The organism is Janthinobacterium breve, from assembly GCF_051380895.1.
Taxonomy (GTDB): domain Bacteria; phylum Pseudomonadota; class Gammaproteobacteria; order Burkholderiales; family Burkholderiaceae_D; genus Janthinobacterium.
Window position 1 is genome coordinate 78,864 of the sequence record NZ_JBNYXY010000001.1, and the last position, 13,809, is coordinate 92,672.

Sequence of the window (13,809 nt, forward strand, 5' to 3'; positions counted from 1 at the left end):
CCATGCCTGCCGCACTGCCCTCTCCCAGTGACGCTGGACGGGATATACTGTATATTCATACAGTTATCGCCGCCGTTGTCACTGCGCCCTGCAGTGCCATGGCCTGGCGTTCCAACCACTGTCTTTACTTAGCTTGAACACGTATGGCCACTAAAAAACCAGCATCCGACTACAGCGAATCATCCATCCGTGTCCTGAAAGGACTGGAACCCGTCAAGCAGCGCCCGGGGATGTACACCCGCACTGAAAATCCGCTGCACATCATTCAGGAAGTGATCGACAATGCCTCCGACGAGGCGCTGGGCGGTCATTGCACGCATATCGCCGTCACGCAAAATACGGATGGCAGCATCACCGTCGAAGACAACGGTCGCGGCATTCCCGTCGGCCTGCATCCGGAAGAAGGCGTGCCGACGGTGGAAATCGTGTTTACACGGCTGCATGCGGGCGGCAAGTTCGACAAGGGTTCGGGCGGCGCCTACGCGTTCTCGGGCGGCTTGCACGGTGTCGGCGTGTCCGTCACCAATGCGCTGTCGACGCGCCTGGAAATCACCGTCTGGCGCAAGGAGAACGACGGCAACGGCTTGCACCACATGGTGTTTGCGAATGGCGACGTGATCGAGCCCCTGAGTTCCCGCCCTGCTCCGCGCGACGGCAAGAAGTCGGGCACGCGCGTCACCGCATGGCCCGATGCGAAGTATTTTGATTCGCCGAATATCTCGCAAACCGAGCTGCAGCGCCTGCTGCGCTCGAAAGCCGTGCTGCTGCCCGGCGTGACCGTCACCCTGACCAACGCCAAGACAGGCAATACACAGACCTGGCAGTACGCTGAAGGCTTGCGCGGCTACCTGACCGAATCGCTGGCGCAGGTATCGAATGGCGAAACCCTGATTCCCCTGTTCGAAGGCGCGCAATACGCGGGCCCGGACTCAGAAGGATTTGCCGAAGGCGAAGGTGCGGCCTGGGTGGTGGCATGGACGGAAGAAGGTGCCATCGTGCGCGAATCGTATGTCAACCTGATTCCCACCTCGAATGGCGGCACGCACGAATCGGGCTTGCGCGACGGCCTGTTCGGCGCCGTGAAAAACTTCGTCGAGATGCATTCGCTGCTGCCAAAAGGCGTGAAACTGCTGCCGGAAGATGTCTTTGCGCGCGCCTCGTTCGTGCTGTCGGCCAAGGTGCTGGACCCGCAATTCCAGGGCCAGATCAAGGAGCGCCTGAATTCGCGCGACGCCGTGCGCCTGGTCTCGACCTTCACCAAGCCGCCGCTGGAACTATGGCTGAACCAGCACGTCGACTACGGCAAGAAGCTGGCCGATCTCGTGATCAAGCAGGCGCAGTCGCGCCAGCGTTCGCTGCAAAAAGTGGAAAAGAAAAAATCCTCGGGCGTCGCCGTCCTTCCCGGCAAGCTGACGGACTGCGAATCGTCGGACATCACGCGCAATGAACTGTTCCTCGTCGAAGGCGACTCGGCGGGCGGCTCGGCCAAGATGGGCCGCGACAAGGAATTCCAGGCCATCCTGCCCCTGCGCGGCAAGGTCCTGAACTCGTGGGAGACGGACCGCGACCGCCTGTTCGCCAATAACGAGATCCACGACATCGCGGTGGCCATCGGCGTCGATCCGCACAGCGTGGGCGACTCGCCCGACCTGTCCGGCCTGCGCTACGGCAAGATCTGCATCCTGTCGGATGCGGACGTGGACGGCTCGCACATCCAGGTACTGCTGCTGACACTGTTCTTCAAGCATTTCCCGGCCCTGATCAACAAGGGGCACATCTGCATCGCCCGTCCGCCGCTGTACCGCGTGGACGCGCCGGCGCGCGGCAAGAAGCCGATGCAGAAAATCTACGCGCTCGACGACGGTGAACTGGTCGCCATCGAAGACAAGCTGCGCAAGGAAGGCGTGAAACAGGGTGCCTGGTCGATCTCCCGCTTCAAGGGTCTGGGCGAGATGAACGCAGAACAGCTGTGGGAAACGACGATGAACCCGGACACGCGCCGTTTGCTGCCCGTGACCCTGGGCGAAATCGACCACATGACATGCGCCGCCCGCTTCAACATGTTGATGGGCAAAGGCGAAGCGGCAGGACGCCGCGCCTGGATCGAGGAACACGGCAATGAGGCGGAGGCGGATATCTGATGATCATCGGTATCGACCTGGGCACCACCAACAGCCTGGTCGCCATCTGGCGCGACGGCAAGGCTTGCATCATCCCGAATGCGCTGGGCGAGCACCTGACGCCATCGTGCGTGAGCATCGACGACGACGGCAGCGTGCTGGTGGGCCGCGCCGCGCGCGAGCGCCTGCAGACGCACCCGCAGCTGACGGCCGCCGTCTTCAAGCGCTACATGGGCAGTGAAAAGAAGATCACCCTCGGCACGCAGCAATTCCGTCCGGAAGAGTTGTCGTCGATGGTGCTGCGCGCGCTGAAGGAAGATGCCGAAGCCTTCCTGGGCCATAAGGTCGAGGAAGCCATCATCACCGTACCCGCGTATTTCAGCGATGCGCAGCGCAAGGCCACGCGCATCGCGGGCCAGCTGGCCGGCTTGCGCGTGGAGCGGCTGCTGAACGAGCCGACGGCCGCTGCGCTGGCCTACGGTATCCGCGACAAGGAACAGGAAAGCAAATTCCTGGTCTTCGACCTGGGCGGCGGCACCTTCGACGTGTCGATCCTGGAGCTGTTCGACGGCGTCATGGAAGTGCGCGCCTCGGCCGGCGATAATTTCCTGGGGGGCGAAGACTTCGTCACCGTGCTGGTCGACGCCTTTTTGGAAGGCAGCGGCCTGCGCGATGCGGCCGGCAGCCGCCTGTTCGACCCGCGCCAGCAGCAACTGCTGCGCGATGAAGCCGAGCGGGTCAAGCGCTTGCTGTCGGAGCAGCCATCCGTGCGCATGGCCACGCGCTACCAGGACAAGGAATACAGCTGGGAGATCAGCGAAGACAGACTGGCGCAGTTGTGCGAACCGCTGCTGGCACGCTTGCGCCTGCCCGTGGAACGGGCGCTGCGCGACGCCACCATCCGCGCTGCGGAACTCAATGAAGTGGTGCTGGCAGGCGGCGCCACGCGCATGCCACTGGTGCGTAAACTTGTCTCGCGCATGTTCGGCCGCTTTCCCGCCATCCACCTGGACCCGGACGAAGCCGTGGCGCTGGGCGCCGCCGTGCAGGCGGGCCTCAAGATGCGCGATGCTGCCCTGGACGAAGTGGTCATGACGGACGTGGCACCGTATTCGCTGGGCATTTCGATTTCGCGCCAGGTCGGCGCGAACCAGTATGAAGGCGGGCATTACCTGCCCATCATCGAGCGCAACTCCGTGGTGCCCGTCTCGCGCACGGAAAACATCACCACCATCCACGACAACCAGAAGGAAATCAACATGGCAATCTTCCAGGGCGAGTCGCGCCTGGTGGCTGACAACGTCTTCCTCGGCAAGATCAGCTTCCCGATTCCCGCGAAAAAAGCGGGCGAGATCGGCATCGACGTGCGCTTCACCTACGACGTCAGCGGCGTGCTGGAAGCGGAAGTGACGGTGCTGGCCACGCAGGAACGCCACAAGATGATCATCAGCGACAACGCGGGCGTGATGACGCCGGAGCAGATCGAGCAGCGCTTTGCAGAATTGGCCGACCTGAAGATCCACCCGCGCGAGCAGATGGAAAACCGCACCCTCGTCACGCGCGCCGACCGGCTGTACGAACAGTCGCTGGGTGACGTGCGCCAGTACCTGGCAGCGCACACGGCCAACTTCCAGGCCGCGCTGGAAACGCAGGACCCGAACACCATCCGGCAAGCGCGTACGGCGTTTGCGGAGGTGCTCAATGAAATAGAAAGTGACAGTTTCCTGTGACGGATAGCGAGACGCTGGATATCTGGCAAGTCCTGGGCATCGCCGAGACGCGCGATGAACGGGACATCAAGCGCGCCTATGCGCGCCAGTTAAAACTGAACCGTCCTGAAGACGGTGCGGCCGCCTTCCAGCGCCTACGCGATGCCTATGAGTATGCGCTGCGCATCGCCGCGCACAGCCAGGAACAGCAGGCGCCTGAAGCATCCACCCCCCCGGCCACAGCGCCCGCGCCAGCCCAGCTGGCAGCTGGCAAGATCGACTTTGGCAAAACACCGCCAGCGGCATCGCCTGCCATGACAGCCGATCCCCGGAAAGAAGCACAGACTCTGTGGCGGGAATGGCTGGCCTCCGGCAACGGCATCAAGCTGTCGACGCTGGAAAAGCGCGAAGCGATGACCCACCTCGCCGTACGCGAGGAATTTGAACTCCTGGCCCTGCACTACTGCGCCACGGCCGCGTGTCATGACGCCACCCGTGGCCGCTTTATCGAGCACTACCAGTGGGACCAGCGGCTGCCGCAATTGCGCAAAATGGATGCGGAAGCGGCACGCGGCCTGGTCGGGCGTCACAATGCGACGGCTTCGCTGGCCTATTTGCGCAGCAGCGGAGAGTACGACGCATGCCTCGATCTGCTGATGGCCGCACCGCCGGCATCCGCATTCTGTCTGCACGATGTGCGATTGACGCGGACCCTGCTGGCACTCATCGAGGGCATACGCGCGCATCATGGCGACCTGCTGGCCTACAAGATCGATCCCGCGTCGATCGCCTGGTGGGAGCGCAAGGCGCGCGCCAAAAAATACTTCGGGGGTACCGCCATACGTTCCGCAGTGACCGGCCTCGCCATCTACGGGCTCGCGCTGTTCATGCATGAGCACTGGGGTTTCTTCGGTATCGACTCCTTTTATGCGATTTTCTTCGTGCTGTCACAGCTGCTATCCTTCTCGGCCTACGCCGCATACGCCTTTTACCGCCCTGCCGCGCTGATTGAGCGGATGGCGCAATTCAGGCAGCAGCACTTCGGCGTCCATCTGCAGTACCGGCATCGGCACCTGTGGCAATTCGGCTGGGTGTATGCCTATGCCGGGCTGTCGCTGCTGCTGTTTATCAACCATCCATCGCCGATGCTGGTCTCCGGCGCCACGCTCCTGCTTGCCGTCTGCGCGCTAGTGGCCGTATTTGCTTCCTCGGCGCACTTCAAGCTGCGCGCCTATCTGCTCTTGCTGCCGATTGCCTCGCTGCTGGCCTGGATGATGCGGGAAACCGCCTTCGACGCCTTTCCTGCCGGCGCCTGTTTTGCTTTCAGCCTGTGCCTGCTGATACTGCTGGCGCGCAGCGGCGCGCAACTGTATCAGGCCCTGGGCTTGCCAAAGGCGTGGCACCACCGCTTGCGCATCACCTGGCTGCTGGGTGGCACATTGCTGTTTTTTGTCACGGCGGCGGGCGTGCTGCCGGCCGGGCTGGCCCCGGTGCTGGCCTGGCTGTGGTGCCTGGCCGGTGTGCCGCTGTACGCATTCACGATGCCCAATATTTCCCGCCACCTAGTATGGCCAGCCCTGCTGCTGGTCAAGATCTTGCTGGTATCGAGTACCTCCTTTTTTGCCAATTTGCCCGATGCCCGCCTGATACTGCCGGAAGCCCTGCTGCCACTCATCGCCATGCTAATCCTGGCCAATCTGTTCTATGAAAACCAGCAAGAAAACGTCCATGCCTGAACGCCCCCCCATGCCCAAGCAAGCCACTTCACCCGACCTGTCCCGAAACGGGAGCGACGTCTGATGGACGGCAGCATGCATGGTGCTGAACGCAGCCTGTGGGACATCCTCGGCACGGCGCCGACGGGCGACGAGCGCGCCATCAAGCGCGCCTACGCGAAACGCCTGAAAGTGACACGGCCGGAAGACGACCAGGCCGCCTTCCAGGAACTGCGCGACGCCTATGAGTATGCGCTGCGCCATGCACCGCGCTTTGCCGCGGAGCTGGCGGAGATGCACGCCACGCCAGCGACTGAACTGGCGGAGCCGGGTCCGGCGGATCCGCCTCCGGTGCTCGTTTCCCGCTTGAAGTCAGACGCCGGCCTGGCGGCACCGGTGCCAGAGCCAGTACCTGTGCAAGAGCCGGCAGCCGAACTGTGGGGCGTCATCGCCGACGCGGCGCAGGAAACACACGCGGCGCAGGAAGCGCCAGCGGAGCTGTGGGGCGTCCCCGACGAACCAACGCAGGAACGCACGCAGCCATCGGAATTATGGGGCGTGGTCGCCATCGATCCCGTACAGGAAGGCGCCAGCCTGTGGCAGGCATTCCTGGAGCAGTCGCGGCGCCGCAACGCGGCCGCCCTGCTGGCCGGCTTCCTCGAACGCGAAGAATTGTTGAACCTCGACGTGCGCGAGGAATTCGAGCTGTGCGCGCTGCGCTATTGCGCCAGCGCCGGTTATGACCTGGCGCTGCGCCAGGCCCTGTTCGAGCAGCTGGGCTGGGACCATGACTTTTCCTATCTGGCGCGCAGCCATGCGGATCTGGTGCGCGGCGCCGTGCAGCGCTACCGGGCGGACCGCTCGTTCGCCCATTTCAGCGACAACCGCGACAGCTATCCCGGCCTGGACTGCATCATGTCGCAACAGCCGCCATCGGCCTACGCGCGCCAGCTGTTCGACCAAAAATTCACGCTCCAGCTGCGCGAGCTGCTGCACGCGATACGCTGGCAGCACAGTGAGATGCTGGCCTACAAGCTCGATGCCGACCTGTTCGAGCAATGGGAACACGCCGTCCATGCCAAGCGCTACTTCAAGCAGACGGCACTCGCTTCGTGCGGCCTGGGCTTCGTGCTGCACTTCATGCTCTCGGGCGTGCTCGATGCGGCGGGCTTCACGCTCGGCGACACGGCTGCCTATGCCAGCCTGCTGGGCTTCCAGGCGCTCGCCTTTGCCCTGCTGGCCATGCATGCCTTGCGCTGGCCCGCGCCGCTGTTCGCGCGGCTCGACACGCTGCAGGAAGCGCTGCAGGAACGCCTGCCCGTGCTGTGGGAGCGGCCCGGCTTGCGGCAACTGGGCTGGATCGTGCCCTACCTGCTGCTGACACTGCTGCTCTTCCTGCCCGAACGCAGCGACACCATGCGTCTCGTTACCTCGGCCGGTTTGTGCACATCGGCCCTGCTCGCGTATGCGATGAACCGCCAGCTGCTGCATGGCATGCTGCTGCTCCTGTCCCTGGGACTGTCGCTGTTCGCTGCCATGTTCATGAGCGGCAAAGGCCAGTCGGCGCTGGCCATCGGCGAGGCCATGCCATTAATGTTTTGCCTGGCGGCTCTGGCCCTGCGCAGCGCCACCGGCCTGTATGGCGATTGCGGCTGGCCAGAGGCGCTCTTGCCCCGCCTGCGCGCGGCATGGCTGATCGGTTGTGCGGGCTTGCTGTCGCTACTGTATGTGCAGCAGTTGCCGGCCCCCCTCGTCGGCGCCATGCTGTTTGCCTGGTCGTGCGCCGGTTTGCTGTTTTCCCCCACCGATTTCCGCTGGAAGACGATCTGGCCACTGGTGCTGGTCCCATCCATCGGCATTTTTTTGCTGGCCGGTCAGGCTCCTTCCATCCGCGCCATGCCTATGATGCATAACAGCGTCGAACTGGCCGTGGCCGTGCTGTATCTCACCTTGCGCTACATGTATCTGACGTACGGCAAGTCCTTTTCCAAATCCAGGCTGTCATAATCAGCTCCACGAATTCAACCGCAACCACTCAACACCGAAACAAGCGCCATGTCCACACAAACCAATTTATTTGACGATGCCCAACCTGAGCCGATCGAGCCGGATGAACCGGTATTCGACGGCGAAGCGCTGACCCTCTCTACCTTCGCCGAGCGCGCCTATCTCGATTACGCCATCTCCGTGGTCAAGGGCCGCGCCCTGCCCGACGTCTGCGATGGCCAGAAACCCGTGCAGCGCCGCATCCTGTATGCGATGAATGAGCTGGGATTGAATTCCACTGCCAAGCCGCGCAAATCGGCGGCCGTGGTCGGCGACGTGCTGGGCAAGCTGCATCCGCACGGCGACCAGTCCGTGTATGACGCGCTGGTGCGCATGGCGCAGGATTTCTCGCTGCGCTATCCGCTGATCGATGGCCAGGGCAACTTCGGTTCGCGCGATGGCGATGGCGCCGCGGCGATGCGCTACACGGAAGCACGTTTGACGCCGATCGCCAAGCTGCTGATGGATGAAATCGGCATGGGCACGGTGGACTTCCAGCCCAACTACGACGGCTCGACGGAAGAACCGAAGCTGCTGCCAGCGCGCCTGCCGATGGTGCTGCTGAATGGCGCCTCCGGCATCGCCGTCGGCCTGGCCACGGAAATCCCGTCGCACAACCTGGCGGAAGTGGCAAAAGCAGCAGTGGCCATGATCCGCGATCCGAAGATGACGCACGCCGAGCTGATGGCCATCATTCCAGGCCCCGACTTCCCCGGCGGCGGCCAGATCATCACGCCGCCCTCGCAGATCCAGGACATGTATGCGAGCGGCCGTGGCAGCATGAAAGTGCGCGCGCGCTGGAAGATCGAAGAGCTTGCGCGCGGCCAGTGGCAAGCCGTCGTGACCGAACTTCCGCCCGGTACCTCGTCGCAAAAGGTGCTGGAAGAAATCGAAGAACTGACCAATCCGAAGATCAAGCTGGGCAAGAAGGCGCTGTCGCCGGACCAGGTGGCCCTGAAAGCGCTGATCCTCAATTCGCTCGACACCATCCGCGATGAATCGGGCCGCGCCGCGCCCGTGCGCCTGGTGTTCGAGCCGAAGTCGAAGAACCAGGATCAGACGGAATTCATGCTGATGCTGCTGGCGCACACCTCGCTGGAATCGTCGACCTCGATCAACCTGGTGATGATAGGCGGCGATGGACGCCCGCGCCAGAAAGGGCTGGGCGACATCCTGCGCGAGTGGATCGACTTCCGCTTCGAAACCGTCACGCGCCGCACCGGCTACAAACTGGGCAAGGTCAAGGACCGCATCCATATCCTGGAAGGACGCGAAGCGATCCTGCTCAATATCGACAAGGTGATCCAGATCATCCGCAATTCGGATGAGCCGAAAAGCGCCCTGATCGAGGCGTTCAAACTGTCCGAACGCCAGGCCGACGACATCCTGGAAATCCGCTTGCGCCAGCTGGCGCGTTTGGAAACGATCAAGATCCAGCAGGAACTGGCCGAGCTGCGCAAGGAAGAAAAGTCGCTGCAAGACCTGCTCGACAACCCGGGTTCGATGAAGCGCGCCATCATCCGCGAAATCGAAGCGGACGCCAAGCAGTTCGGCGATGCGCGCCGTACCCTGATCGAGGAAGCGCAAAAAGCCGTGGCCGAACAAAAAGTGGTCGATGAACCGGTCACCGTCATCATTTCGGAAAAAGGCTGGGTGCGCGCACGCACCGGTATCGGCCATGATGCGGCGCAGTTCACCTTCAAGGCGGGCGATACGCTGCATGGCGCCTTCGAGTGCCGCACGGTCGATACCCTGCTGGGCTTTGGCAACAACGGCAAGATCTATTCCGTGCCGGTATCCGCCCTGCCCAACGCGCGTGGCGACGGCGTGCCGATCACGACCTTGTGCGACCTGAGCGGCGGCACGCCCGGCAACGCCGTACGCATCCTCCACTACTTTGCGGGCAATGGCGCCACCAACTTGCTGCTGGCGTCGAGCGCCGGCTACGGCTTCATCGCCAAGGCGGGCGACATGAGCAGCCGTCTGAAAGGCGGCAAGGCCTTCATCACCCTGGACGACGGTGACGTGCCTCTGGCCCCGAAAGTCATCCCCGAGACGGCCAGCGCCCTGGCCTGTCTGACGGAAGGCGCGCGCCTGCTGGTGTTCGGCCTCGATGAAATGAAAACCCTGTCCAAGGGCGGCACTGGCGTCAAGCTGATCGACCTGGACGCCAAGGACAAGCTGCTGGCCGTGCAGCCGATCACCCAGCGCGGCGTGGTGGTCTCGGGCATCGGCCGGGCCTCGAAACCGCAGGATGCATCGCTCGGCGCCACGGCCCTGGCCGAGCATTTCGGCAAGCGCGCGAAGAAGGGCAAGCTGCTGGCGGCCAAGCTGAAACCAGTCTCGATGGCAGCCATCGGCTGATCTCCATCCGGCCATACGAAAAGACAGGTTCGCCTGTCTTTTTTTTTCGTCCATCGCCGCGTACCGGCAACAGGAAAAAATTTTTACAGATAATTTTACATATACTTCCCGCGTTCCCGTTATCCCTGCAGGCATGCCATCGGCATGCCGCCACAGACAGGAGAGCAGGTATGAGCAACAACGAGACAGGCAAGCTGCCATGCAGCGCCTGACCCCGGCCGAGCGGCTGGTAGCGGCCATGGCAGCCGAAGGCTTGCCGTATAAAAGCATCGCCAGGGAACTGGGCAAGTCGCCAGCCACCGTGCGCAACCAGCTGCATGCGATTTACCAGAAACTTGGCGTGGGCAACCGCACGGCGCTCGCCTGCAAACTGCGCGGCAAGCCTTAACGCCGCGACAGGCGCAGCACGTCGGGCGTCGCCTCGACGATGTCGATCACCTCTTGCGGCCCCGGCGCGCCAGCCAGTGCATAGCGCCCCATGCCCAAGGGAAGCAGCCGGGTAAGCGGGCCGGCACGGGGACGGTCATCGGGGCCGGGCGACAGGCTGGTCATGCTCGCTTCCTCTCCTGCCATGCTCCCGGTACCGGCGCCAAACTCCAGCACCTTGCGCCCCTTGCGGCTGGGGGGAAAGGCGAACGTGGCCGTGGGCCGGTACACCTCGATACCGTCTGCATCCTCTTCGAAGGAATGCGTCCAGCTACCGCTGGGCAATGCCATCGTCATGCCGCCTCCCCTTGATCACATTGACGTCAGAAATACGATACCACGCCGCCCAGGTTTTCATAGCCGCTCACGGAGGGCGACCAGGCAGTACCGTTCCACGCCTTGTGGAACAGGGCGCCATTCGTGCCCGTGACAAACACATCGAGGCGGTTCGGCGCCCAGGCCGTGGCGCGCGGCCGCGAGGTGCACACGCCGCCCAGGTTTTCAAAGCCCGTCAAGGATGGCGACCAGGCAGATCCGTTCCACGCCTTGTGGTACAGGGCGCTATCGGTGCCAATGACAAACAGGTCAAGCCGGTTGGCTGCCAACGACACGGCTTCCACCTCGCCCACGCAGATGCCGCCCAGACGTTCGAATCCATCGTTGGAAGGCCCCCATTTCGCGCCATCCCACCATTTATGGTACAGCGCGCCATCGGTGCCCGTGACAAACACATCGAGCCGGTTCGGGCCCCACGCCACCGCCTTCGGCGACGAAGTGCAGATGCCACCCAGGCGCTCATAGCCAGTCAGCGACGGTCCCCAGGCCGTGCCGTTCCACCACTTATGGTATAGCGCATGGTCGGAACCGATGACGAAGACGTCGAGGCGGTTCGGCCCCCACGCCACGGCTTCCGGCTGCCCCAGGCAGATGCCGCCCATGGCTTCGTAGCCCGTCAGCGACGGCCCCCAGGCGGACCCGTTCCACCACTTGTGATACAGGCCGCGGTCCGTGCCGACGACAAACACGTCGAGACGGTTCGGCCCCCAGGCCACGGCGCGCGGGTCGCCCACGCACAGCCCGCCCATCGCTTCATAGCCGGTCAGCGACGGCCCCCAGGCCGTGCCATTCCACCATTTGTGGAACAAGCCGCTGTCGGTACCCGTGACGAATACATCGAGCCGGTCCGGCGCCCACGAGACCACCTGCGGCGCACTGGCACAGATGCCACCCTGCCCTTCGTAGCCGGTGACGGACGGCGCCCAAGCCGTGCCATTCCAGGCCTTGTGATACAGCGCGCGGTCCGTGCCCAGCACGAAGACGTCGAGGCGATTCGCGCCCCAGGCCACGACGGGCGAGGAACTCTGGCGCGGCGGGGCGCCCGTGCCGCCCGTCCCCGTGCCGATGCTGGCGCGCGGACCATCGAGACAGGCCTGCATGCGCGCCACCTGGCCCGCCGTGAACATGAACATGGCGGGATCGTCGACGTAATCCATATAGTTCATGAACATGTCGCCATTCGGTCCGTTGCCGCAGGAAACATGCGGGAACGATGGCTGGCCCGTGTTCGCCCCGCCCTGATTCGGCGTGTCGGCCACATTGTCCGTGCCCGAGCACCCCGTGCCGTCATCGCCCCAGATATGGTTCAGGTTCAGCCAGTGGCCGATTTCATGCGTGGCCGTGCGTCCCAGGTGGAACGGTGGCGCGGCCGTGCCGGTCGTGCCGAACGCCGATTGCAGGATCACCACACCGTCGGTGACGGCCGGGCCGCCGGGAAACTGCGCGTAGCCCAGCAAGCCGCCGCCCAGCTGACAGGCCCAGATATTCAGGTAACTGTCGGCCGGCCAGGCATCCATGCCGCCCGTCGCCTGCGACTTGACGGCATCGTCGGCGCCAAACGAAGCCACCGTCGTCTGGCGCCGCTCGATGCCGCTGGTAGCCGCGCCATGCGGATCGATCGTGGCCAGCGCAAACTCCACGCGCGCATCGGCCGTCAGCGGCAGGAACGCTGCCGGCGTGCTGCTCACGTCCGGATTGACGCGCCGGAAATCACGGTTCAACACATCGATCTGGCTGGCGACCTGCGCATCCGAAATATTCTGCGCGGCTGTATTCCACACCACGTGCACCACCACCGGTATCTGCGTCACGCCGGAACGTCCGGCAATGCCGCTGTCGTCCTCGTAGAGCCCGGCCAGGTTTTCAATATCGGCGCGCGCACTCGCATAGGAAGGATCTTCGGTCAGCAGGCGGCGATGCACGTCCATCGTGGCGCAGGTGCGCGTTTGCGGCGTGCCGCCACCCTGTCCACCAGCGTCGCCACCCATGCCGCCCCCGCCGCCATCGCCATCGCGGTCGCCACCCATGCCGCCGCCATCGCCCACGTGCATGCAACTGCCGCTGGCGATGCCCTGCGATGCCTGCTGCATGCCGCCGCCAGGCATGCTCCCGGCGGCAGGAGTGGCGCCAGCATGGGTGGCGGCCTGGTAAGCGTACGACATGCCCGGGCGCGTCCCGGACATGGCATCGTCGCTGCCTGCCGCGCCAGCGTCGGCCCGTACGTCGCCCTCGACCGGCATCGACTGCATGGAAGACATGGCAGACATGCCTTCAGCCGAACCGGCAGCCGGTGATTTTTTCGTTTTAGCGGTGCTCATGATGTCTCCCTTCGTCTGTTTGCCAGTTCACTATGGCACGGCGAAAAGAGGAGCATTTGCGCCAGATCAAGATTGGCAAGCGGTGCAAAAGAAAAGTGGCAGACGAAAAAAAGACAGCCGAAGCTGTCTTTTGGATTTGCAGGCCGTGGCCCGCAAACAGGGAATTACTTGGCGGCGGCTGCCTTGACTTCAGCGTCGGCCTTGGCCTTGGCTTCTGCCGTCTTGGTGGCGGCAAGGGCTTTATCGGCGTTCGCTTCCACTTTTTCCTTGGCGACCTTGGCGTTCGCTTTCACGGCCGTCTTGGTGGCTTTCGCATCGGCCTTGGCATCGGTTTTGTCTGCCTTGGCTTCCGCTTTCAGCTTGTCTTCCGCATCGGCGTTGACGACTTTGTCGTGGGCCTTGGCCTTGGTTTTATTGGCCTTGTGATGGGCGTCGGCTTTCTTTTCGTCGGCCTTCATTTCGGTCTTGGCGACATTCGCGTCAGCCTTGGCATCGACTTTGGCTTCCGAAGCGGCAGCCTTGTTAACGTCTTTTTGTGCGGAAGCCTGGGCTTTCACGACAGCTTCCGTGGCCGGTGCGGTTTGAGCGAAGGCGGCGGTAGCAAACAGGGTAGCGATCAGGGCGGCGAGTAATTTGTTCATGATGTGACCTTTCAATATGGATTAATTTTATTCTTACTAAAGGCGGGCAAAATGTTCAAAATTTGCCAAGCATCGCGCTGTTTCTTGATGTAGCGCAATGGCATGACTTCATAGTAAAGACAAAACTAAAACCA

At 63.3% G+C, this 13,809-nt stretch carries 10 protein-coding genes; 7 read left to right on the plus strand and 3 right to left on the minus strand.

Going from position 1 to position 13,809, the window contains the following annotated elements; translation table 11 throughout:
* The first annotated feature begins 143 nt into the window (after positions 1–143).
* The 6 genes from ACQ4W0_RS00360 to ACQ4W0_RS00385 all read left to right on the plus strand — a co-directional run bounded on the left by ACQ4W0_RS00360 (position 144) and on the right by ACQ4W0_RS00385 (position 10,342).
* Positions 144–2,141, plus strand: coding sequence for a DNA topoisomerase IV subunit B (locus tag ACQ4W0_RS00360; protein ID WP_436574973.1), 1,998 nt, complete (start codon positions 144–146; stop codon positions 2,139–2,141).
* Positions 2,141–3,850 (plus strand): molecular chaperone HscC, encoded by a 1,710-nt coding sequence (locus ACQ4W0_RS00365; RefSeq protein ID WP_436574974.1) that lies wholly within the window; start codon positions 2,141–2,143, stop codon positions 3,848–3,850. The genes ACQ4W0_RS00360 and ACQ4W0_RS00365 overlap by 1 nt, the downstream gene beginning before the upstream one ends.
* Entirely contained in the window at positions 3,847–5,565 is a 1,719-nt protein-coding gene (locus tag ACQ4W0_RS00370) for a J domain-containing protein (protein ID WP_436574975.1), read from the plus strand. Before ACQ4W0_RS00365 ends, ACQ4W0_RS00370 begins: the two co-directional genes overlap by 4 nt.
* Before the next feature lie 75 nt (positions 5,566–5,640).
* A complete protein-coding gene (locus tag ACQ4W0_RS00375) occupies positions 5,641–7,551 on the plus strand; it encodes a hypothetical protein (RefSeq protein ID WP_436574976.1) in 1,911 nt (636 codons plus the stop codon).
* 48 nt (positions 7,552–7,599) lie between these two features.
* The gene (gene parC, locus ACQ4W0_RS00380) at positions 7,600–9,954 is read left to right on the plus strand and encodes a DNA topoisomerase IV subunit A (protein ID WP_436574977.1); all 2,355 of its coding nucleotides are present in this window, start codon (positions 7,600–7,602) and stop codon (positions 9,952–9,954) included.
* A gap of 199 nt (positions 9,955–10,153) precedes the next feature.
* Positions 10,154–10,342 carry a helix-turn-helix domain-containing protein gene (locus ACQ4W0_RS00385; protein WP_289946083.1) on the plus strand — a complete coding sequence of 63 codons (189 nt, stop codon included), beginning with the start codon at positions 10,154–10,156 and terminating at the stop codon, positions 10,340–10,342.
* Here the strand turns inward: ACQ4W0_RS00385 and ACQ4W0_RS00390 are convergent.
* Entirely contained in the window at positions 10,339–10,677 is a 339-nt protein-coding gene (locus ACQ4W0_RS00390; protein ID WP_436574978.1) for a hypothetical protein, read from the minus strand. The genes ACQ4W0_RS00385 and ACQ4W0_RS00390 overlap by 4 nt on opposite strands.
* Positions 10,678–10,703: 26 nt before the next feature.
* On the minus strand, positions 10,704–12,974 hold the full coding sequence (locus tag ACQ4W0_RS00395) for a DUF8189 domain-containing protein (RefSeq protein ID WP_436574979.1): 2,271 nt from the start codon (positions 12,972–12,974) through the stop codon (positions 10,704–10,706).
* Between ACQ4W0_RS00395 and ACQ4W0_RS00400 the strand changes: the two genes are divergently transcribed.
* Positions 12,973–13,221 carry a hypothetical protein gene (locus ACQ4W0_RS00400; RefSeq protein WP_436574980.1) on the plus strand — a complete coding sequence of 83 codons (249 nt, stop codon included), beginning with the start codon at positions 12,973–12,975 and terminating at the stop codon, positions 13,219–13,221. The genes ACQ4W0_RS00395 and ACQ4W0_RS00400 overlap by 2 nt on opposite strands.
* On the opposite strand, the gene ACQ4W0_RS00405 is transcribed toward ACQ4W0_RS00400, so the two are convergent.
* Positions 13,199–13,675 (minus strand): hypothetical protein, encoded by a 477-nt coding sequence (locus ACQ4W0_RS00405; protein WP_436574981.1) that lies wholly within the window; start codon positions 13,673–13,675, stop codon positions 13,199–13,201. The genes ACQ4W0_RS00400 and ACQ4W0_RS00405 overlap by 23 nt on opposite strands.
* Positions 13,676–13,809 lie beyond the last annotated feature (134 nt).

What these genes read in the sequence shown, in the direction of transcription:
- ACQ4W0_RS00360 (WP_436574973.1), top strand. Translation starts at nt 144, where the DNA reads ATGGCCACTAAAAAACCAGCATCCGACTACAGCGAATCATCCATCCGT.
- ACQ4W0_RS00365 (WP_436574974.1), top strand. Translation starts at nt 2,141, where the DNA reads ATGATCATCGGTATCGACCTGGGCACCACCAACAGCCTGGTCGCCATC.
- ACQ4W0_RS00375 (WP_436574976.1), top strand. Translation starts at nt 5,641, where the DNA reads ATGCATGGTGCTGAACGCAGCCTGTGGGACATCCTCGGCACGGCGCCG.
- parC (WP_436574977.1), top strand. Translation starts at nt 7,600, where the DNA reads ATGTCCACACAAACCAATTTATTTGACGATGCCCAACCTGAGCCGATC.
- ACQ4W0_RS00385 (WP_289946083.1), top strand. Translation starts at nt 10,154, where the DNA reads ATGCAGCGCCTGACCCCGGCCGAGCGGCTGGTAGCGGCCATGGCAGCC.
- ACQ4W0_RS00390 (WP_436574978.1), bottom strand. Translation starts at nt 10,677, where the DNA reads ATGACGATGGCATTGCCCAGCGGTAGCTGGACGCATTCCTTCGAAGAG.
- ACQ4W0_RS00400 (WP_436574980.1), top strand. Translation starts at nt 12,973, where the DNA reads ATGGCAGACATGCCTTCAGCCGAACCGGCAGCCGGTGATTTTTTCGTT.
- ACQ4W0_RS00395 (WP_436574979.1), bottom strand. Translation starts at nt 12,974, where the DNA reads ATGTCTTCCATGCAGTCGATGCCGGTCGAGGGCGACGTACGGGCCGAC.
- ACQ4W0_RS00405 (WP_436574981.1), bottom strand. Translation starts at nt 13,675, where the DNA reads ATGAACAAATTACTCGCCGCCCTGATCGCTACCCTGTTTGCTACCGCC.